This window comes from Pseudomonas sp. 05N434, from assembly GCF_056396965.1.
On sequence record NZ_JBFTMK010000016.1, the window covers coordinates 1 to 19,531 of the forward strand.

Here is a 19,531-nt window from a genome sequence, read left to right on the forward strand (position 1 = left end):
GGGATGTTGGGTGCGCAACAGTTCATGGGGGGCGTAGTTTTCCACCACGGCGATCTTCAGTCCGTACAGATCTTTGAGTTTGCGCGGTTGGGGGCCTCCGACGTGGGCCAGAATGACAATCGGAAAATCGAGGTAGGGGCGGGTGAACGACAGATAGGTCTGGCGCTCGGGGGTCGACATGATGCCCGGCAAGATGTCTAGCTTGCCTTGTTTGGCCTGCTGCAGCACTTCGGTCCAGCTGACCGGTTCGATGGGCGTGAGTTTGATGGCCAGCCGTTGCCGGATGACGTTGATATAGTCCGCTGCCAGGCCCTGATAACGCCCATGATCGTCGCGAAACTCAAACGGCGGCCAGGAGGCATCGACGCCCAGGCGCAATTCCGGGTGAGCCGCCAGCCAGCTACGTTCTTCGTCGGTCAGAGTCAGCGCGCCAGCCGTTGCGGTCCAGGTCATCAGCGACAGCAAAAAAAGCACGGTCGACCATCTGGGCATAACGGTCTCGTTATGGCTTTGGGGGAATGCTTCGAGTGTAGACGGGCTATTCGGCGGGTGGGACGTGCGGGGCATTTAATCTGCATAAAGCAAAACCCCCGGCCTGGGCCGGGGGTTCTGTGATCACTCGTCGAGGAAGGAGCGCAAATGCTCGCTTCTCGTCGGGTGGCGCAGCTTGCGCAGCGCCTTGGCTTCGATCTGACGAATCCGTTCACGGGTCACGTCGAACTGCTTACCAACCTCCTCGAGGGTGTGGTCGGTATTCATGTCGATACCGAAACGCATGCGCAAAACCTTGGCTTCACGGGCAGTGAGGCCGGACAGGACTTCGCGAGTCGCTTCTTTAAGGCTCTCAACGGTGGCGACATCGATTGGCGACTGCATGGTCGAGTCTTCGATGAAGTCACCCAGATGGGAGTCTTCGTCATCACCGATCGGGGTTTCCATGGAGATCGGCTCTTTAGCGATCTTCAGTACCTTGCGGATCTTGTCCTCAGGCATTTCCATGCGTTCGCCCAGCTCTTCCGGGGTCGGTTCGCGACCCATTTCCTGCAACATCTGCCGGGAAATACGGTTGAGCTTGTTGATCGTCTCGATCATGTGCACCGGAATACGGATGGTGCGGGCCTGGTCGGCGATCGAGCGAGTGATCGCCTGACGGATCCACCAGGTGGCATAAGTCGAGAATTTGTAGCCACGGCGGTATTCGAACTTGTCTACCGCTTTCATCAAGCCAATGTTGCCTTCCTGGATCAGATCGAGGAACTGCAGGCCACGGTTGGTGTACTTCTTGGCGATGGAGATCACCAGACGCAAGTTCGCTTCGACCATCTCTTTCTTCGCGCGGCGGGCCTTGGCCTCACCGATCGACATGCGACGGTTGATGTCCTTGATCTCGGCAATCGTCAAACCGGTTTCGGTTTCCAGCGCGGTCAGCTTCTGCTGGCAACGAATGATGTCCGGTTGCAGGCGACCAATGGCTTCAGCGTATTTGCTTTTGCCTTTGGCCAGTGCATCGCTCCAGCTTTCGTCGACTTCATTGCCCGGGAACTGGCGCAGGAAGTCGGCACGCGGCATGCGGGCATCACGAACGCACAATTGCATGATCGCGCGCTCTTGCTGACGCAGACGATCCAGGGCACTGCGAACACGCTCGACCAGGCCTTCGAATTGCTTCGGCACCAGTTTGATCGGCATGAACAGCTCAGCCAGGGCCAACAGCTCGGCAATCGCAGCCTTGTTGTAGCGACCGTGCTTTTTCAGCGCCTTGCGGGTGATTTCCATCTGATCGGCGACAGCGCCAAAACGCTGTGCGGCGATGACCGGATCCGGACCGCTTTCGGCTTCTTCTTCGTCATCGCTTGCTTCGGCGTCATCGTCGTCGGTGTCGTCGTCCGCTTTCACGGCTTTCGGGTCGACAGGCGGCGGCACTTCGGCTGCAGGCGGCGCAATGCCGTCGTCCGGGTCGATATAACCGCTCAGGACGTCGGACAGGCGGCCACCTTCGGTGGTGACGCGAGTGTACTCGGAGAGAATATGGTCAACCGTGCCAGGGAAGTGCGCGATTGCGCCCATCACTTCGCGGATGCCCTCTTCAATACGCTTGGCGATTTCGATTTCGCCTTCACGTGTGAGGAGCTCTACCGTACCCATTTCACGCATGTACATGCGCACTGGGTCGGTGGTGCGACCAATGTCGGTCTCGACCGCTGCCAACGCTGCTGCTGCCTCTTCGGCCGCGGCTTCGTCGGTATCGGCGTCGGCCAGCATAAGGGAATCCTTATCTGGCGCAACCTCGAATACGTTGATCCCCATGTCATTGATCATGCGGATGATGTCTTCCACCTGTTCCGGATCTGAAATATCCTCCGGCAGGTGGTCGTTGACCTCCGCGTAAGTCAGGTAGCCCTGCTCACGACCAAGTGTGATCAACTCTTTGATACGAGACTGCTGTTGCGCTTTTCCGGACATAACACCCTATCCACTGAAGGTCTTGGCGGGCAAAAAACAAGCCGAGGATTATACCTGAGCTATGACCTCACGCGCCAGTTGAGGTCGGGTTTGATGCGCAAACATTGCGGCTTAAAAGGTCGCGCAGTTGATTTTTCTCTTCGGCACTCAACTCACTTTGACGCGCTTTTCGAAGAAGTTGTTCCAGATTTCGCTCGCGTTGGCGGGCTGACAAGCTAGTAATGGTGTCGAAAAACTGTTGTTCAAGGTTATCTCCATCAATCAGCCATTCCTTTTCTGCCAGCGCTTTCAGCAGTCGGCCCTGTTCAGTGCCGTGCCAACGCRCAATCAGTTGAAATGAGTTTAGCTTGGGATTCTTCTGTACGGCTTCGAGCAGGGCGACCAGCAGTTGCGTGTTAGTGTGGTCTTCGGCCGCAAAGTGCCCGGCATCCTCGACTTTTTCGGCCAATTGCGGGTGATGCAGCAACGTGCGCAAGGCGGCCAGGGTGGGTGGCTCTACAGCAGCCGGTACTCGTGGCGCGCGTGGTTGATCGCGATCGCCGCCACGTTTGCCGTTCTTGTCCCACGGTTTCTTGTCCCATTTCTTGCCGCCCGCACCGGGTTTTTTCGGCGTCCACTCCTGCTGCGGCACATACATCTCTTGTGCCTGCGGCTGATGGTAGTCGCTGTAATCGGGCATGGCGTCGTAATCAATGCCTGGGTCGTAAGCCGGTGGTGCTTCCTGAGGTGCGCTTAGCACCAGTTGACTCACGGCTTCGCCGCTGAGCCCGGTAATTTCGGTCAGGCGCTGGCGCATCAGAATGCGTAGGTTGGCGCCCGGAACCTTGTCGATCAGTGGCGCGGCGAGGGTAGCCATGTGGGCCTTGCCTTCAAGCGAGCGCGGGTCCGATTCCTCGGTCAGCTGTTGGAAAAAATAATCGGCCAATGGCTGTGCGTGCTGATTGATCCGCGCGCGGAAGGCGTCAGTGCCTTCGGAGCGGACCAGCGTGTCCGGGTCTTCGCCTTCGGGCAGGAATAGAAAGCGTGCGCGCCGTCCGTCCTGCAGGCTCGGCAACGTCGCTTCCAGTGCACGCCAGGCAGCGTTGCGGCCGGCCTGGTCGCCGTCGAAGCAGAACAGTACGTTGGGTACGACGCGAAACAGTCGCTTCAAGTGCTCTTCGCTGGTGGCGGTGCCCAGGGTTGCCACAGCATTGCGCAGGCCTTGCTGGGCGAGGGCGATGACGTCCATGTAGCCTTCGACGACGATGATTTCGTCGAGGTTGCGGTTGTTCTTGCGCGCTTCGTAAAGGCCATAGAGTTCCTGGCCCTTATGGAAAACCGGGGTTTCCGGTGAGTTCAGGTATTTCGGCTTGTCGTCGCCCAGTACCCGGCCGCCGAAGGCGATGATGCGCCCGCGACTGTCACGGATCGGGAACATCACGCGATCGCGGAAGCGGTCATAGCGCTTGCCGGTTTCGGCGTTCTCCACCAGCAGGCCGGCATCGATCATGGCCTTTTGCTGCAGGGTGTCGCTGCTCAGATGCTTGAACAGATTATCCCAGCCGGGCGGAGCGAATCCGAGGCCGAAATCCCGAGCAATTTCGCCGGTCAATCCACGACCTTTCAAGTAATCCACGGCCGCTTTGCGCGCTGGATGGCTTTTCAGGGCCTGGCGGTAAAAATCGGCGGCAGCGGTGAGCAGCGGATACAGCGGCGAATCGGTGGGCTGCCGCGGTTTGTGCGGTCGGCCGCTTTCTTCGCGGGGGATTTCCATGCCGGCGGCTTTGGCCAGTTCTTCGACTGCCTGGGGGAAGTCCAGGTTGTCGTGGTCCATGATGAAGCCGAGGGCGTTACCGCCAGCGCCGCAACCGAAGCAGTAATAGAACTGTTTGTCGGGGCTGACGCTGAAGGAGGGGGTTTTCTCTTTGTGAAACGGGCAGCAGGCAGTGTAGTTCTTGCCGGCCTTTTTCATTTGCAGGCGCGAGCTGACCACATCGACGATGTCGGTGCGGTTCAGAAGGTCGTCAATGAAGCTCTGGGGAATTAGCCCGGCCATGGCGTTCTCGTCATCTGCGCTGAAATGGACCCGAAACGAAGTGCGGCCGAACGCAGGTCGTTGTTTGAGGCGCGCAGGGTGTGCGGCTCGACCGGTGTCGTCTGCGTAATCGCTGTCGGGAAGTGTATCTGCCGAAAATCCACTGACGTTAGTACCAATCAGCATTCGACTATTCGAAAGTGTTTCGCTGAGTCCGGCGACGGCCAATCTATGGCCTCGGATAGCTCAATAAGCGGGCACGCAAGAAGGTGCCTTGGGCTGATCGTCGTGAGAGGAATCAGTGGGTGTGCTCGTCAGTAGCCTTGAAAGGCTCGTCAGAAAAGACGTGCACCGCTGGCAAAAGAGCCAGGTCTGACGCTGTGAAGCAGGTTTGTCTCGGTCGCGTCTGCGGCTTTGACGGTGAAGCATCAAGCGTTGTCCGCAAATGCCATTAGCCCGGCTGAGGGCCGGGCTTGGCAGAAGCTTGCTACGATCGTCTGTGTATTAGTACAGACGAACGGCGCGGCGCTGTTCGCGCTGTACTTTCTTGGCGTGACGCTTAACAGCGGCTGCTGCTTTGCGCTTACGCTCAGAAGTAGGCTTCTCGTAAAATTCGCGGCTACGAACTTCAGCCAGTACACCGGCTTTTTCGCAGGAGCGCTTGAAACGACGCAGAGCTACGTCGAAGGGTTCGTTCTCTTTAACTTTGACGGCTGGCATCCAGAGCTACCTTCATTCATTACCGGGGTCAACATCCTCGCGGCAAAAGAGCACTTGAAGACGTCGGTTTTTAAGGGTTGCGGATGTTAACCCCTCATCGCTCGGAATGCAAAGCCTCTGATCGAAAACCGCTGGTCGGGGCATCACGCGACGACTATTATGCGCGCCTTCGAATTCAGCCTCTACAAGGCGCAAACCCATGCTAGTACTGGGATTAGAAACCTCTTGCGACGAAACCGGTGTCGCACTTTACGACAGTGAACGCGGGTTGTTGGCCGATGCGCTGTTCAGTCAGATCGACCTGCATCGCGCTTATGGCGGCGTTGTGCCGGAGCTGGCTTCGCGCGATCACGTCAAACGCATGCTGCCCTTGATCCGTCAGGTGCTGGCGGAGGCCGACTGCGTGCCGACCGAGATCGACGCCATCGCTTATACCGCCGGCCCCGGCCTGGTCGGAGCCCTGCTGGTAGGGGCTTCCTGCGCGCAGGCGCTGGCTTTTGCCTGGGGTATCCCGGCGCTGGGCGTGCACCACATGGAAGGTCACTTGCTGGCGCCGATGCTGGAGCCGCAGCCACCGGAGTTCCCGTTCGTCGCTTTGTTGGTCTCGGGCGGTCATACGCAGCTGGTTCAGGTCGACGGGATCGGTCAGTACACACTCTTGGGCGAGACCCTCGACGATGCCGCCGGCGAAGCGTTCGATAAAACTGCAAAAATGATGGGCCTCAATTACCCGGGCGGTCCGGAGATCGCTCGTCTGGCGGCGCAAGGCGTTGACGGACGTTTCGTCTTCCCGCGTCCGATGTGTGATCGTCCGGGCCTGGCGTTTAGCTTCAGCGGTTTGAAAACCTTCGCCTTGAACACCTGGCAGCAATGCGTCAGCGCCGGGGACGACGGCGAGCAAGCCCGTTGCGACATCTCGCTGGCGTTCCAGCAGGCCGTGGTGGAGACTTTGACCATCAAGTGCAAGCGTGCCCTGAAACAGGCTGGCATGAAGCGTCTGGTGATCGCTGGTGGCGTCAGCGCCAACAAGGCGTTGCGTACGTCACTGGAAAAAATGCTCGGCGACATGAGGGGCGATGTGTTTTATGCCCGTCCGGAGTTCTGCACCGACAACGGTGCGATGATTGCGTTTGCCGGCTGCCAGCGCTTGCGGGCCGGTCAGCACGAAAGCCTGGCAATCAGCGTGCAGGCGCGCTGGCCGATGGAGCAGTTGTCGGCGCTGTGATGAGTGGCGCTCACGTGCGGTATTTAAAAATGCCGTTCGCGCCCGGCAAACAGGTCGCGTAGATTGCCGCGATGACGCCAGACGATCAGCCCCGTGAGTGCGCTCATGGGCAGCAGTGCCGCCGGTTCTTGCCAGGCGAGCAGCGGCAGGGTCAGGGGTGTGGCAATCAGGGCGGCGAGTGAGCTGGTGCGGGTCAGGTAGAACGTCAACAGCCAGGCACAGACCGCCAGCAGCGCAGCGGGTGGATAGAGCCCCAGCAGCATGCCGGCCGCGGTGGCGACACCCTTGCCGCCGCGAAAGCGGAAGTACAGTGGAAACAGGTGACCGATGACGGCGAAGACGCCGATCCAGGCCTGTTCCTGCAGTGAAAGGCCCATTGCACCTGCGACCAGCACTGGCAGCAGGCCTTTGCAGAGGTCGCCGAGCAAGGTCAGGATGGCGAGTTTTTTGCCGGCCAGACGAAACATATTGGTGGCACCGGCATTGCCCGAGCCACTCATTCGCGGATCGGGGTTACCGGTCAGGCGGCTGAGCAAAATGGCGAAGGACAGAGAGCCGAGCAGGTAGGCGAAAATCGCCAGTGACCAAAACATGCTAACTATTCCGGGCGAGGACGCCCTGATTCTAACGGCGCATTGCGCCCTTGTCGTGCAGCGGAGAGAAGTGCTTGGACAGAGTGTTTATCGAGGGCCTGGAAGTCGACACCGTGATTGGTGCCTACGACTGGGAACGAGGCATCCGACAGTGTCTGCGACTTGATCTGAGCTTCGCCTGGGACAATCGTCCGGCCGCTGCTGGTGATGACCTGACTCTGGCGCTCGACTACGCGAGCGTTTCGTCACGCATCCAGGCTTTTGCCGAGCAGGCGCAGTTCCAGCTGGTCGAGACGTTTGCCGAGCGTCTGACAGAAGTGCTGATGAGTGAGTTCAAGATCACCTGGATGCACCTCAAGCTGACCAAGCCAGGTGCCGTTCCGGCGGCCAAGGGCGTGGGTGTGGAGATCGAGCGCGGATGTCGCTGACTCAGGTGTACCTCGGGCTCGGTAGCAACATCGAGCGCGAATCCCATTTGCAGGCTGGCCTGGACGCCCTGGCGGGTTTCCTGGTGGATATGCGCTGCTCGGCGGTGTTCGAAAGCCAGCCGGTGGGGATCAAGAGCGGGCCGTTTTTCAACTTTGTGGTCTCGGCCTATACCGATCTACCGTTGATGGAGCTGGATCGACGGCTGAAATTCATCGAAGCGGATAACGGCCGTTACGCGCCGGACCGCAAGGGCTTGCCGCTGGATATCGACGTGCTGCTGTTCGGCGATCTGGTGGGCAATTTCGATGGTTTGGTCTTGCCGCGGGCAGAGATTCTGAAAAACGCATTCGTGCTGTGGCCGTTGTCGCTGATTGCGCCGGACAGAGTGCATCCGGGCGTAGGCAAAAGCTTTGCGACCTTGTGGAGCGAGGCGCGGATCGATCAGGTGTTGGCGCCGGTGGCTTTTGAGTGGCGCGGTGAGCAGTTGACCCCTTCCGATATGCTGTAAAGCAAAAGATCGCAGCCTGCGGCAACTTCTACGCCGATCTCTGTAGGAGTTGCCGCAGGCTGCGATCTTTTGCCCTTGCTTATGCTTTTTCTTTGTAGGCCTTCAGCGCCTTGAGCCGCTCGCGCTTGATCGCCTCGCCCAATTCCGGCCCCTTGAATCCCTTCTCCAGCAACGGCTGAACCGCCACGCTTCGCGCTGTAGTCGCCGCACCGCGCAAATAATCCGCCTGTGGATAACTTCGCTGCTCCAGGCCTTTGCGCCCTCGAGCGTCCATCTCGCACGCCGCAATAAACTCCTCAAAGCGCTGAGGTCGACGATAGACGTCGAAACTCTGCAGCAACTCCAGCAAGGTCGACGGTTTCAGTTCCAGAGCCCGGTGGCCATGGGTGTGATACTCGCCCACCAGCAGTGCCAATTCCTGACAATCCTTCGGTGCCTTGAAGCGCTCGTTGACCGCTTTGATCAGCTTCAGGCCTTTTTGCTCGTGGGCGATGTGGCGGGGCCATTCCTCCTCGGGCGTCAGTCCTTTGCCCAAGTCGTGCAGCAGGCAGGCCCAGCGCACGGTCAGCGGTTGTTTGTGCTGTGCCGCTTGCTCCAGCACGCTCAGGGTATGCACGCCTGTGTCGATTTCCGGGTGATGGGCCTCGGGTTGCGGTACACCGAACAGCGCATCGACTTCCGGCATCAGCACTTTGAGCGCACCGCACTCGCGCAGCACCTGGATGAACACCTGGGGTTGGTCTTCCATCAGCGCACGGGCGATTTCTTTCCAGCTGCGTTCCGCGGTCAGTGCCTCCAGTTCACCCGATTCGCTTAGTTGCCTCATCAGCGCCAGTGTCTCGGGGGCGACGGTGAAGCCCAGTCCTGCATAACGCGCGGCGAAGCGGGCAACGCGCAGAACGCGGAGCGGATCTTCGGCGAACGCGGGGGAAACGTGACGAAGCAGGCGAGCCTCGAGATCCCGCTGGCCATGGTAGGGGTCGGTCAGGTTCTGCTGATCGTCTTCGGCCATGGCGTTGATCGTCAGGTCACGACGAATCAGGTCTTCTTCGAGCGTGACTTCGGGGCTGGCGTGAAAGGTGAAGCCGCCGTAACCGCGCCCGCTTTTGCGTTCGGTGCGGGCGAGGGCGTATTCCTCACCGCTTTTGGGGTGAAGAAATACCGGAAAATCCGCACCCACCGGGCGAAAGCCCTTGGCGAGCATTTCTTCGGTGGTGGCGCCTACCACGACCCAGTCGATATCGGTGACAGGCCTGCCCAGCAGGCGATCGCGTACCGCACCACCGACTTTATAAATCTGCATAAAAAACCTCCGTTAGCCCGACAGAATAACCTTTGCGTCGAACTTCCGGAGGCCGAAACAGGATCAAAGATGAATGACAGCCAAGTCTAGCCGGCCGTAGTCTCCCTCGCCGTGTTCGCTTCTGGGTGGAACATGGTGGGTTTTCACCACCTGATCCCCTTGCAGGGTTTCCAGGTGAATGTCGAAGCCCCAGAGCCGATGCAGGTGCTTGAGCACTTCCTCGGTGGAATCGCCGAGCGGCTTGCGGTCGTGCTGCTGGTGACGCAGGGTCAGCGAGCGGTCCCCGCGCCGGTCGATGCTGTAGATCTGGATGTTGGGTTCGCGATTGCCCAGGTTGTATTGCGCCGCCAGGGTTTCGCGGATGGTTCGATAGCCCTCTTCGTCGTGGATCGCCGGAACCAGCAGATCATCCTTTTGGTCGTCATCGAGGATGCTGAACAGCTTCAGGTCGCGGATCACCTTGGGTGACAGGTACTGCAGGATGAAGCTCTCGTCCTTGAAGCTGCTCATGGCGAATTTGATGCTGGACAGCCAGTCTGTGCCGGCGATTTCCGGGAACCAGCGGTAGTCCTCTTCGGTAGGCTGTTCGCATATCCGCCGGATATCGCGATACATGGCAAAACCGAGGGTGTAGGGGTTGATTCCGCTGTAGTAGGGACTGTCGAAGCCCGGCTGGAACACCACGCTGGTATGGGACGTCAGGAACTCCATCATGAAGCCATCGGTGACCAGGCCTTCGTCATACAAGTCGTTCATCAAGGTGTAGTGCCAGAAGGTGGCCCAGCCTTCGTTCATCACCTGTGTCTGGCGCTGTGGATAAAAATACTGGGCGATCTTGCGCACGATCCGCACGATTTCACGTTGCCATGGCTCCAGCAGCGGGGCGTGTTTTTCGATGAAATACAGGATGTTTTCCTGAGGCTCGGCGGGGAAGCGTGCGTTGTCCTTGTCGCTGAATTTGTCCGCGCCTTTTGGAATGGTCCGCCACAAATCGTTGATCTGCTTTTGCAGATGTTCTTCCCGATCCTTCTGCCGACGGCGTTCTTCTTCGGCGGAAATCGGATAAGGGCGTTTGTAACGGTCGACCCCGTAATTCATCAGCGCATGGCAGGAATCGAGCAAGTCCTCTACCGCGTCGATACCGTGGCGTTCTTCGCACTGCATGATGTACTGCTTGGCGAACACCAGGTAATCGATGATCGAGCTGGCGTCGGTCCAGGTGCGGAACAGGTAATTGCCCTTGAAGAAGCTGTTATGGCCATAGCAGGCGTGAGCCACCACCAGGGCCTGCATGCAGATGGTGTTTTCTTCCATCAGATAGGCGATGCAAGGGTCCGAGTTGATCACGATCTCGTAGGCCAGCCCCATCTGGCCGCGGCTGTAGGATTTTTCGGTACTTAGGAAGTGTTTGCCATAGGACCAATGGTGATAACCCAGGGGCATGCCCACAGAGGCGTAGGCGTCCATCATCTGTTCGGCAGTGATGACTTCGATCTGGTTGGGGTAGGTATCGAGCGCATAGCGGGCCGCGAGACGACTGATTTCGCGGTCGTAGGCCTGGATCAGCTCGAACGTCCATTCGGAGCCGGTGGAAATGGGTTGGCGCTTTTGCTCTTTGGCGGTCATGTCACTAACCTGCGCTGGAAGAGTTCACGGAAGACCGGATAGATATCCCCGGCCGAGACCAGTTGCTGCTGGGCAAAAGTGTCAGAGAAGGCTTCGGCGATGCGTTCGTACTCGAACCACAGGGCCTGGTGTTCGCGCGGGGTAATCTCTACATAAGTGTAGTACTGCACGAACGGCATGATCTGATTGATCAGAATGTCGCGGCAGATCGGCGAGTCGTCGTTCCAGTTATCGCCGTCGGACGCCTGGGCGGCATAGATATTCCACTCATTGCTCGGATAACGCTCGGCCATGATCTCCTGCATCAGTTTAAGGGCGCTGGAAACGATGGTACCGCCGGTTTCCCGGGAGTAGAAAAACTCCTCCTCATCCACTTCGCGGGCACTGGTGTGGTGGCGGATGAACACGACGTCGATTTTGTCGTAGTTCCGCTTGAGGAACAGGTACAGCAGGATGAAGAAGCGCTTGGCGATGTCCTTGGTCGCCTGGGTCATGGAGCCGGACACGTCCATCAGGCAGAACATCACTGCTTTGGAGCTCGGGTTCGGCTGTTTGATCAACAGGTTGTACTTGAGGTCAAAGGTGTCGAGAAATGGCACTCGGTGAATGCGCGCACTGAGCTTCTCGATTTCCGCTTCGAGTTCCTGGATGTCGCCGAAGTTGTCCGGCTCCTCCCGTCTAAGCCGGGCGAGCTCCTCTTTGACTTCGCGCAGTTTTGCCCGGCTGCTGCCGGACAGGGCGATTCGCCGGGCATGGGCCGAACGCAACGTACGGATAATGTTGATCCGTGACGGGTTGCCCTCGTTGCTGATGCCCGCGCGTACGGTCTTGAAAGTGTCGGTGCCGGTCAGGTGACGTTTGACCAGGTTAGGCAGTTCAAGGTCCTCGAACATGAATTCGAGGAATTCTTCCTGGGTGATCTGGAAGACGAACTCGTCCATCCCTTCACCCGAGTTACCGGCCTTACCGGGGCCTCTGCCGCCGCCACCTCCGGGCGGACGGGCAATGTGCTCGCCGCTGGTGAACTCCTTGTTGCCCGGGTGCACGATGGTCTGCTTGCCGCCCCGGCCATGGTGAAGCACCGGCTCGTCGATGTCGCGGCCGGGAATGCTGATTTGCTCGCCGTGTTCCATATCGGTAATGGAACGCCGGCCTACCGCCTCTTCGACGGCCTTTTTGATGTGATCACGGTAGCGCCGCAGAAACCGCTGACGGTTTACCGTGCTCTTGTTCTTGCCATTGAGACGTCGGTCGATCACATAGCTCATGACTGCTCCTTAGAAGCTGTCCTGAAAGGGGCGAGCGGTTATGCAGCATCGACCTGTGCCGAGGGATGTTCACGCTCCCCCAAGCGCTTCTGGATGCTGCCTGAACCTCGTTACCGACTTTCGAACACCTCCCAGAGGTCTGTGTAACAGAAAATGCGTACACAGGCCTCTGGCTAACGACAACCGGTCTGACCGGCAGCGGGTTACTGTGATTTTCTGACCCGCAAGTACCACTCGGACAGCAGTCGTACCTGTTTGTCGGTGTAGCCCCGCTCGACCATCCGTGTGACGAAGTCGTTGTGCTTCTGCTGGTCCTCTTTGCTGGCCTTGGCGTTGAAGCTGATGACCGGCAGAAGGTCCTCGGTGTTGGAGAACATTTTCTTCTCGATGACCACCCGCAGTTTTTCGTAGCTGAGCCAGGTTGGGTTCTTGCCGTTGTTGTTGGCACGGGCGCGCAGTACGAAGTTGACGATTTCGTTGCGGAAATCCTTCGGATTGCTGATGCCGGCCGGTTTCTCGATTTTCTCCAGTTCCTCGTTCAGGGCTACGCGGTTGAGGATCTCGCCGGTTTCCGGATCGCGGTATTCCTGATCCTGAATCCAGAAGTCGGCGTACAGCACATAGCGATCGAAGATGTTCTGGCCGTACTCGCTGTAAGACTCGAGATAGGCAGTCTGGATCTCCTTGCCGATGAACTCGATGTAACGCGGCGCCAGGTACTCTTTCAGGAAGCGCAGATAGCGTTCGCGGGTCTCGGCCTGGAATTGTTCCTGTTCGATCTGCTGTTCCAGCACGTAGAGCAGATGCACCGGGTTGGCGGCGATTTCGTGCGGATCGAAGTTGAAGACCTTCGACAGGATCTTGAAGGCGAAGCGGGTCGACAGACCGTTCATGCCTTCGTCGACACCTGCAGCATCGCGGTATTCCTGGATCGACTTGGCCTTCGGATCGGTGTCCTTGAGGTTTTCGCCGTCATACACGCGCATCTTGGAGTAGATGTTGGAGTTTTCCGGCTCTTTAAGGCGCGAGAGCACGGTGAACTGAGCGAGCATTTTCAGCGTGTCGGGTGCGCAATGGGCCTTGGCCAGAGAGCTGTTGAACAGCAGCTTGTCGTAGATCTTCACCTCGTCGCTGACGCGCAGGCAATACGGCACTTTGACGATATAGATCCGGTCGATGAAGGCTTCGTTGTTCTTGTTGTTCCGGAAAGTGTGCCATTCCGATTCGTTGGAGTGGGCCAGCAGAATCCCGGTGAACGGAATTGCCCCCAAGCCTTCGGTGCTGTTGTAGTTGCCTTCCTGAGTGGCCGTCAGCAATGGGTGCAGCACCTTGATCGGTGCCTTGAACATTTCGACGAATTCCATCAGGCCCTGGTTGGCCCGGCACAGCGCGCCCGAATAGCTGTAGGCATCGGCGTCGTTCTGCGGGAACTCTTCCAGTTTGCGAATATCGACCTTGCCCACCAGTGCCGAGATGTCCTGGTTGTTTTCATCGCCCGGCTCGGTTTTCGCAACTGCAATCTGGTTGAGGATCGACGGGTAGAGTTTCACCACGCGGAACTGGCTGATGTCGCCGCCGAATTCGGCCAGGCGCTTGGTGGCCCATGGCGACATGATGGTGTTGAGGTAGCGCCGGGGAATGCCGAAGTCTTCCTCGAGGATCGCGCCATCTTCAGTGGCGTTGAACAGACCCAGGGGCGACTCGAAAACCGGCGAGCCCTTGATTGCGTAAAAGGGCACTTTCTCGATCAGCTGTTTGAGCTTTTCGGCCAAAGATGACTTACCGCCACCGACTGGGCCAAGCAGGTAGAGGATCTGTTTCTTTTCTTCCAGACCCTGAGCGGCATGGCGGAAATACGACACGATCTGGTCGATGCATTCTTCCATCCCGTGGAAGTCTTCAAAGGCCGGATAGCGGCGGATCACCTTGTTGGAAAAGATGCGCGACAGCCTCGAGTTGGTTGAGGTGTCGAGCAGTTCCGGTTCGCCGATGGCCAGCAATAGACGCTCGGCCGCGGAAACGTAGGCGCTGCGGTCCTTTTTGCACAGTTCAAGATACTCTTGCAGCGAGAGTTCTTCCTGGCGCGTGGACTCGAAGCGTTGTTGGAAGTGGCTAAAGATACTCATGACGTCACCTCGCTCGATACGTGGAGCCGACGCCGGATCACTCAGTCGATGCTGGCAGCAACCGAACAGGCAGTTGCTGTTTACCCCCCAGAACTCTTCCGGAGCTGACTACTCCGAAAGCTACTCCCGATGACCCGTGCGCCGGTGTACCGGCTCTCCCCTGTTTTGGATGGCCTGCGCTTAAGGATAGTTGGGAATTTGGGAGGTAAAGGCAAGATACGTAATTAGTTGTGGCAGACCGTTCGTCTGTAATCGCGCGAGCCCACGGGGGCCGGGGCTTGCGCATTACAAAATAATTATTCGGAAGTGCCTTGCGCCGTTTCCGAAGGATAGGTCGTACGCCACAGCTCAAAACCGCCGTCCATGCTGTAGACGTCGGAAAAGCCCTGGCTGATCAGATAAGCAGCTGCGCCCTGGCTGGAATTTCCGTGATAGCAGACCACTACCGTTGGCGCATCCAGATCGGCGCCCTGGATGAAAGCATGCAGAGAATGGTTGTCCAGATGCTTCGAACCGGTGATGTGCAGCGCGGCAAATGTTGCCGGGTCGCGGACATCGACCACCACCGCGCCTTGTTCGCGCAGGGCCTGGGCCTGTTCTGGGGGGATACGTTTGAATTCGCTCATGGCGGGCTCCTGTGGCTCGGCTGAAAGCGCAGTCTAGCGCGGGGCGCTGGCTGACGTTTGTTCGGGAATAGAGGTGGCGACTGCCGGTCGAAGGTGGCCATGGGCGTCGCATTTGCATTGCAGGCGCTCAAAGGTGTCGACATTCATCAGGGTCATGGCACCACCCCAGACGCAACCGCTGTCGAGGGCAAAGAGCCCCGGTTCGTTGCACTGGCCTTCGAGCGCCGCCCAATGGCCGAAGATGATCTTCAGGCCTTTGGTTTTACGCTCCTTGTGCGCGAACCACGGTGCATAGCCCGGCGGTGCGGTGTCGATGCCWTCCTTGCCCTTGAGGTCGAGTTTGCCGTCGCTGGTGCAAAAACGCATCCGGGTGAAATAGTTGGTGATGACTCGCAGGCGGGCGGCGCCTTTGAGGTCGCTATTCCATTTCACCGGCTCGTTGCCGTACATGCCGTCAAGGTAAGGCGCGAAGCGGTTGTCATCGTGCAGGGCTTCTTCGACTTCGGTGGCGCACTTCAAGGCTTTGCGCAGCGACCATTGCGGCGGGATACCAGCATGGACCAGGGCGATATCGCGTTGTTCATCGTAGTGCATGAGCTTTTGCTGGCGAACCCACTCCAGCAGGTCCGCGCTATCGGGTGCTTCGAGGATCTCACGCAATGTATCGGCTTTCTTCAGGCGCTCGATGTTTTGCCCGACGGCCAGCAAGTGCAGGTCATGGTTGCCGAGTACGCATACCAGCGACTCGCGGATGCCATAGAGGAAGCGCAGGGTTTCCAGCGACTGTGGGCCACGGTTGACGAGATCACCCACCAGCCACAGGCGATCTCGGGCAGGGTCGAAGGCCACTTGCTCGAGCAGGCATTTGAGCGGTTCAAGGCAACCTTGCACATCACCGACGGCATACGTCGCCATCAGTGCAACGCCCCGGGAACCGCCAGACGGAACGGCGCGATGATGGCGTCGAAGTGCTTACCGTCTTCGGCGAGCATCTGGTAGGTGCCCTGCATCGTGCCGACCTTGGATGTCATGACGGTGCCGCTGCTGTACGTGTGGCTCTTGCCCACCTCGATCAACGGCTGCTGGCCGACGACGCCCGCACCGCGAACCTCCTCGACATGGCCGTCACCGTCGGTGATGACCCAATGCCGTGAAAGCAGTCTGGCGGGTAGCAGGCCATTGTTTTGCACGGTGATGGTGTAGGCGAAGGCAAAGCGGTCTTGCTCGGGTTGCGATTGTTCTGCCAGATAGCGGGTGACGACGCTGACGTCGACCTGGTAACGAGGATCGGACATGCAAAAGGCCTTAGAAACGAAGCGGAACGCGGGGCGTAGCTGATAGAACTCAGTCTAGGCCAAGTATCGGGTAGTAAACCAGAGTGGCGTCCTACCCGATAGCGCTCATCGCCTGTCAGTCAGTGGCAGGCTTTTGTAGGGCTTGTTCACTGAGCTTGTCGGCCAGGCGTACGAAGGCGGCCAGGTCGAGTTGCTCGGGGCGCAAGCTGCCATCGACGCCGGCAGCTTCGATTTCGGCATTGCTCAGCAAAAGTTTCAGTGTGTTGCGCAGGGTCTTGCGGCGCTGGTTGAAGGCTTCACGCACAACGCGCTCCAGCAGGCGATGATCCTTGGCCGGGTGCGGCAGTACCGCGTGGGGCACCAGGCGCACGATCGCGGAGTCGACTTTCGGCGGAGGATTGAACGCGCCCGGGCCGACGTTGAACAGATGCTCGACCCGGCAATGGTACTGAACCATGATCGACAGGCGACCCCAGTCACCGCCACCCGGACCCGCCGCCAGACGTTCGACCACTTCCTTTTGCAGCATGAAGTGCATGTCGCGAATCAGGTTGGCGTTGTTCAGCAGATGAAAGATCAGYGGCGTCGAGATGTTGTACGGCAGGTTACCGACCACTCGCAGGCTGTTTGGCGCAGCGTTCAGGCTGTTGAAGTCGAACTTCAGCGCGTCACCCTGATGCAGGTTGAAGTTGCTCTTGCCGGCGAACTGCTGATTGAGAATCGGGATCAGGTCCTTGTCCAGCTCTACGACGTCCAGTTGAGCGCCGCTGTTGAGCAGGCCGGCGGTCAATGCACCCTGGCCCGGACCGATTTCCAGCAGGCGGTCTTCAGGTTTGGCGTGAATGGAGCGCAGGATGCGATCGATAACGCCGGCATCGTGCAGGAAGTTCTGGCCGAAGCGCTTGCGCGCCCGGTGTTGGTAATGCTCGGTCATAAACGGGTCTCGGCCATCTGGTAGGCGGTTTCCAGGGCGACTTGCAGGCTGCCGGTGTCGATGTTGCCGCTGCCGGCCAGGTCCAGGGCGGTGCCGTGGTCGACCGATGTGCGGATGATCGGCAAGCCGAGGGTCACGTTGACTGCCGCGCCGAAGCCTTTGTATTTCAGCACAGGCAAGCCCTGGTCGTGGTACATCGYCAGCACCGCGTCGCAGTGCTCCAGATATTTGGGGGTAAACAGAGTGTCGGCGGGCAGGGGGCCGCGAAGGTCCATGCCCTCGCCGCGCAGGCGCTCTAATGTAGGTTCGATGATGTCGATTTCTTCATGGCCCAGATGACCGCCTTCACCGGCGTGCGGGTTGAGCCCGCAAACCAGGATGCGTGGCTGGGCGATGCCGAATTTTTCTTTCAGATCGGTGTGCAGGATCCGCGTGACCCGCTCCAGCCGCTCCGGCGTGATCGCGTCGGCAATCTCGCGAAGAGGCAGGTGAGTGGTGACCAGCGCCACGCGCAAACCGCGGGTGGCGAGCATCATCACCACTTGCGCGGTGTGGGTCAGGTCAGCGAGAAACTCCGTGTGCCCGGAAAAGGCGATCCCGGATTCGTTGATCACGCCCTTGTGCACCGGCGCGGTGATCATGCCGGCGAAATGCCCATCCAGACAGCCCTGGCCAGCACGGGTCAGGGTTTCCAGAACGAAAGCCGCATTGGCTTTGTCCAGTTGCCCGGCGGTGACCTTGGCGTTGAGGGGCGTATCCCACACATACAGGCTGTTGGCGGGTGCAGGAGCATCCGGCCAGCTGTCCGGCGTTACCGGCAGCAGATCGACAACCACGCCCAGCTGCGCGGCCCGCTCAAGGAGCAGGTCGCGGCTGGTAATGGCAATCAGGGGATGTGGCTGGGCTTGCGAGGCGAGCAGCAGGCACAGGTCGGGACCTATGCCGGCTGGTTCGCCGGGGGTCAGCGCGAAACGCTTGGGTTTCACTGCGCTGCCTGGTCTGCACCAGGGAGTTTGATTTCTACGTACGCTTCGTCACGGATCTGACGCAGCCAGGTTTGCAGCTCTTCGTCGTATTTGCGGTTACGCAGTACGGTCATCGCTTGCTGCTCACGGGCCTGGGCGGTGCTGTCGGTGGCGCGGCGGCCAAGAACTTCCAGTACGTGCCAGCCATATTGGGTCTTGAACGGCTTGGACAGCTGACCTTGGGGGGTCTTGGCCATCACTTCGCGGAATTCAGGCACCAGCGCGTTCGGGTCGATCCAGTTCAGGTCGCCACCGTTGAGGGCGGAACCCGGATCCTCCGAGAAGCTTTTCGCCAGCTCGCCGAAATCTTCGCCCGCTGCGATACGGGTATAGAGCGACTGAGCCAGGGCCTTGGTTTTTTCTTCGTCGCGAATCGGACTCGGTTTGACCAGGATGTGCCGCACGTGGACTTCGTCACGCACCTGGGATTCGCCGCCACGCTTGTCGAGGATCTTCAGGATAATGAAGCCGCCCGGGGTGCGCATTGGCTGGGTCACGTCGCCAACGGCCATGGTGCCGAGCAAACGATCGAACGGAGGTGGCAGTTGAGCGGCTTTACGCCAGCCCATGTCGCCGCCTTCCAGCGCGGTTTCGCTGGCGGACTTGGCGATTGCCAACTGACCGAAGTCAGCGCCTTGCTTGAGTTGCTGGTAAACCGCATCGGCTTGCTTGGCGGCATTCTGAATCGCATCGGAGTTGGCGCTTTCCGGCGTAGGAATCAGGATGTTGGCCAGGCGGAACTCTTCGGACAGCTGCATTTTGCCCAGATCGGATGCCAGGAAGTTCTTCACTTCCTGCTCGGACACCTGGATGCGCTCCGCCACACGGCGCTGACGCACACGGCTGATGATCATTTCGCGGCGGATCTGGTCACGGGCATCGTCATAAGACAGGCCGTCGCGAGCCAAAGCGGCGCGGAATTGTTCGATCGACATGTTGTTGCGCTGGGCAATGGTGCCGACAGCCTGGTTCAGCTCTTCATCGGTAATGCGGATGCCGGAACGCTCGCCGATCTGCAATTGCAGGTTTTCGACGATCAGACGCTCGAGCACCTGCTGATCCAGTACGCCGGTAGGCGGTACGGCAGCACCGCGTTTGGCGATGGTTTGCTGAACTTCGTGAACGCGCCGGTCCAGTTGGCTCTGCATGACCACGTCATTGTCGACGATGGCCACCACTTTATCGATGGACTGTACCGCGGCGTTGGCCGCGGTACCCAGGAACAGCGCGCCCAGCATCAGCGGGCGCAGACAATCAGAAAGCTTGGTCTTCACGTTCACGATAACCTTGGATGCCTTTGTCGAGGAAACTCTCTACTTTGGCGCCGGTGAGGCCGCCGAGTCCCTTCAGAACAATTTGGAGGAAGACGCCGTGGT

At 59.1% G+C, this 19,531-nt stretch carries 19 protein-coding genes; 3 read left to right on the forward strand and 16 right to left on the reverse strand.

The genetic code is table 11. The features are described 5' to 3' along the window. The 4 genes from AC1DLB_RS02085 to rpsU all read right to left on the reverse strand — a co-directional run. A partial coding sequence (locus tag AC1DLB_RS02085) for a transporter substrate-binding domain-containing protein (protein ID WP_477784541.1) occupies nt 1-492 on the reverse strand: 492 nt, incomplete at its 3' end. Between the two features lie 123 nt (nt 493-615). Next, on the reverse strand, nt 616-2,463 hold the full coding sequence (gene rpoD, locus AC1DLB_RS02090; RefSeq protein ID WP_007936542.1) for an RNA polymerase sigma factor RpoD: 1,848 nt from the start codon (nt 2,461-2,463) through the stop codon (nt 616-618). A 67-nt stretch (nt 2,464-2,530) separates the two neighbouring features. Continuing rightward, complete coding sequence (gene dnaG / locus AC1DLB_RS02095; protein ID WP_477784544.1) at nt 2,531-4,498, reverse strand: DNA primase; 1,968 nt, start codon at nt 4,496-4,498, stop codon at nt 2,531-2,533. A 483-nt stretch (nt 4,499-4,981) separates the two neighbouring features. Then, nucleotides 4,982-5,197, reverse strand: a complete 216-nt coding sequence (gene rpsU / locus AC1DLB_RS02100; RefSeq protein WP_002551877.1) for a 30S ribosomal protein S21 — start codon at nt 5,195-5,197, stop codon at nt 4,982-4,984. A gap of 199 nt (nt 5,198-5,396) precedes the next feature. On the opposite strand from rpsU, the gene tsaD reads away from it, so the two are divergent. Continuing rightward, the gene (gene tsaD / locus AC1DLB_RS02105; protein WP_018928841.1) at nt 5,397-6,422 is read left to right on the forward strand and encodes a tRNA (adenosine(37)-N6)-threonylcarbamoyltransferase complex transferase subunit TsaD; all 1,026 of its coding nucleotides are present in this window, start codon (nt 5,397-5,399) and stop codon (nt 6,420-6,422) included. A gap of 23 nt (nt 6,423-6,445) precedes the next feature. Here tsaD and plsY read toward each other — a convergent pair whose 3' ends face one another. Further along, complete coding sequence (gene plsY / locus AC1DLB_RS02110; protein WP_018928842.1) at nt 6,446-7,015, reverse strand: glycerol-3-phosphate 1-O-acyltransferase PlsY; 570 nt, start codon at nt 7,013-7,015, stop codon at nt 6,446-6,448. Between the two features lie 74 nt (nt 7,016-7,089). On the opposite strand from plsY, the gene folB reads away from it, so the two are divergent. Further along, nucleotides 7,090-7,443, forward strand: a complete 354-nt coding sequence (folB, locus tag AC1DLB_RS02115) for a dihydroneopterin aldolase (RefSeq protein ID WP_018928843.1) — start codon at nt 7,090-7,092, stop codon at nt 7,441-7,443. After that, nucleotides 7,434-7,952, forward strand: coding sequence for a 2-amino-4-hydroxy-6-hydroxymethyldihydropteridine diphosphokinase (gene folK / locus AC1DLB_RS02120; protein WP_018928844.1), 519 nt, complete (start codon nt 7,434-7,436; stop codon nt 7,950-7,952). Before folB ends, folK begins: the two co-directional genes overlap by 10 nt. A 79-nt stretch (nt 7,953-8,031) precedes the next feature. Here folK and AC1DLB_RS02125 read toward each other — a convergent pair whose 3' ends face one another. The 11 genes from AC1DLB_RS02125 to AC1DLB_RS02175 all read right to left on the reverse strand — a co-directional run. Beyond that, nucleotides 8,032-9,255, reverse strand: a complete 1,224-nt coding sequence (locus AC1DLB_RS02125; RefSeq protein WP_086944453.1) for a multifunctional CCA addition/repair protein — start codon at nt 9,253-9,255, stop codon at nt 8,032-8,034. Nucleotides 9,256-9,318: 63 nt separating this feature from the next. Then, entirely contained in the window at nt 9,319-10,881 is a 1,563-nt protein-coding gene (locus AC1DLB_RS02130) for a SpoVR family protein (protein WP_018928846.1), read from the reverse strand. Continuing rightward, on the reverse strand, nt 10,878-12,149 hold the full coding sequence (locus AC1DLB_RS02135; protein WP_018928847.1) for a YeaH/YhbH family protein: 1,272 nt from the start codon (nt 12,147-12,149) through the stop codon (nt 10,878-10,880). The genes AC1DLB_RS02130 and AC1DLB_RS02135 overlap by 4 nt, the downstream gene beginning before the upstream one ends. 203 nt (nt 12,150-12,352) lie before the next feature. Then, nucleotides 12,353-14,275, reverse strand: coding sequence for a PrkA family serine protein kinase (locus tag AC1DLB_RS02140; RefSeq protein WP_007904259.1), 1,923 nt, complete (start codon nt 14,273-14,275; stop codon nt 12,353-12,355). Nucleotides 14,276-14,571: 296 nt separating this feature from the next. Further along, the gene (glpE, locus tag AC1DLB_RS02145; RefSeq protein ID WP_018928848.1) at nt 14,572-14,901 is read right to left on the reverse strand and encodes a thiosulfate sulfurtransferase GlpE; all 330 of its coding nucleotides are present in this window, start codon (nt 14,899-14,901) and stop codon (nt 14,572-14,574) included. A gap of 33 nt (nt 14,902-14,934) precedes the next feature. Then, the gene (locus tag AC1DLB_RS02150) at nt 14,935-15,816 is read right to left on the reverse strand and encodes a symmetrical bis(5'-nucleosyl)-tetraphosphatase (RefSeq protein WP_477784542.1); all 882 of its coding nucleotides are present in this window, start codon (nt 15,814-15,816) and stop codon (nt 14,935-14,937) included. Beyond that, nucleotides 15,816-16,196 carry a Co2+/Mg2+ efflux protein ApaG gene (gene apaG / locus AC1DLB_RS02155; protein ID WP_018928850.1) on the reverse strand — a complete coding sequence of 127 codons (381 nt, stop codon included), beginning with the start codon at nt 16,194-16,196 and terminating at the stop codon, nt 15,816-15,818. Before apaG ends, AC1DLB_RS02150 begins: the two co-directional genes overlap by 1 nt. A gap of 115 nt (nt 16,197-16,311) precedes the next feature. Further along, nucleotides 16,312-17,130 carry a 16S rRNA (adenine(1518)-N(6)/adenine(1519)-N(6))-dimethyltransferase RsmA gene (gene rsmA / locus AC1DLB_RS02160; RefSeq protein ID WP_018928851.1) on the reverse strand — a complete coding sequence of 273 codons (819 nt, stop codon included), beginning with the start codon at nt 17,128-17,130 and terminating at the stop codon, nt 16,312-16,314. Then, on the reverse strand, nt 17,127-18,116 hold the full coding sequence (pdxA, locus tag AC1DLB_RS02165) for a 4-hydroxythreonine-4-phosphate dehydrogenase PdxA (RefSeq protein ID WP_477784543.1): 990 nt from the start codon (nt 18,114-18,116) through the stop codon (nt 17,127-17,129). Before pdxA ends, rsmA begins: the two co-directional genes overlap by 4 nt. Beyond that, a complete protein-coding gene (surA, locus tag AC1DLB_RS02170) occupies nt 18,113-19,429 on the reverse strand; it encodes a peptidylprolyl isomerase SurA (protein ID WP_138866396.1) in 1,317 nt (438 codons plus the stop codon). The genes pdxA and surA overlap by 4 nt, the downstream gene beginning before the upstream one ends. Further along, on the reverse strand, nt 19,410-19,531 hold a 122-nt coding region (locus AC1DLB_RS02175), incomplete at its 5' end, for a hypothetical protein (protein WP_477784545.1). The genes surA and AC1DLB_RS02175, both read right to left, overlap by 20 nt.

What these genes read in the sequence shown, in the direction of transcription:
- rpsU (WP_002551877.1), bottom strand. Translation starts at nt 5,197, where the DNA reads ATGCCAGCCGTCAAAGTTAAAGAGAACGAACCCTTCGACGTAGCTCTG.
- apaG (WP_018928850.1), bottom strand. Translation starts at nt 16,196, where the DNA reads ATGTCCGATCCTCGTTACCAGGTCGACGTCAGCGTCGTCACCCGCTAT.
- tsaD (WP_018928841.1), top strand. Translation starts at nt 5,397, where the DNA reads ATGCTAGTACTGGGATTAGAAACCTCTTGCGACGAAACCGGTGTCGCA.
- AC1DLB_RS02135 (WP_018928847.1), bottom strand. Translation starts at nt 12,149, where the DNA reads ATGAGCTATGTGATCGACCGACGTCTCAATGGCAAGAACAAGAGCACG.
- AC1DLB_RS02140 (WP_007904259.1), bottom strand. Translation starts at nt 14,275, where the DNA reads ATGAGTATCTTTAGCCACTTCCAACAACGCTTCGAGTCCACGCGCCAG.
- plsY (WP_018928842.1), bottom strand. Translation starts at nt 7,015, where the DNA reads ATGTTTTGGTCACTGGCGATTTTCGCCTACCTGCTCGGCTCTCTGTCC.
- AC1DLB_RS02125 (WP_086944453.1), bottom strand. Translation starts at nt 9,255, where the DNA reads ATGCAGATTTATAAAGTCGGTGGTGCGGTACGCGATCGCCTGCTGGGC.
- glpE (WP_018928848.1), bottom strand. Translation starts at nt 14,901, where the DNA reads ATGAGCGAATTCAAACGTATCCCCCCAGAACAGGCCCAGGCCCTGCGC.
- AC1DLB_RS02130 (WP_018928846.1), bottom strand. Translation starts at nt 10,881, where the DNA reads ATGACCGCCAAAGAGCAAAAGCGCCAACCCATTTCCACCGGCTCCGAA.
- rpoD (WP_007936542.1), bottom strand. Translation starts at nt 2,463, where the DNA reads ATGTCCGGAAAAGCGCAACAGCAGTCTCGTATCAAAGAGTTGATCACA.
- folK (WP_018928844.1), top strand. Translation starts at nt 7,434, where the DNA reads ATGTCGCTGACTCAGGTGTACCTCGGGCTCGGTAGCAACATCGAGCGC.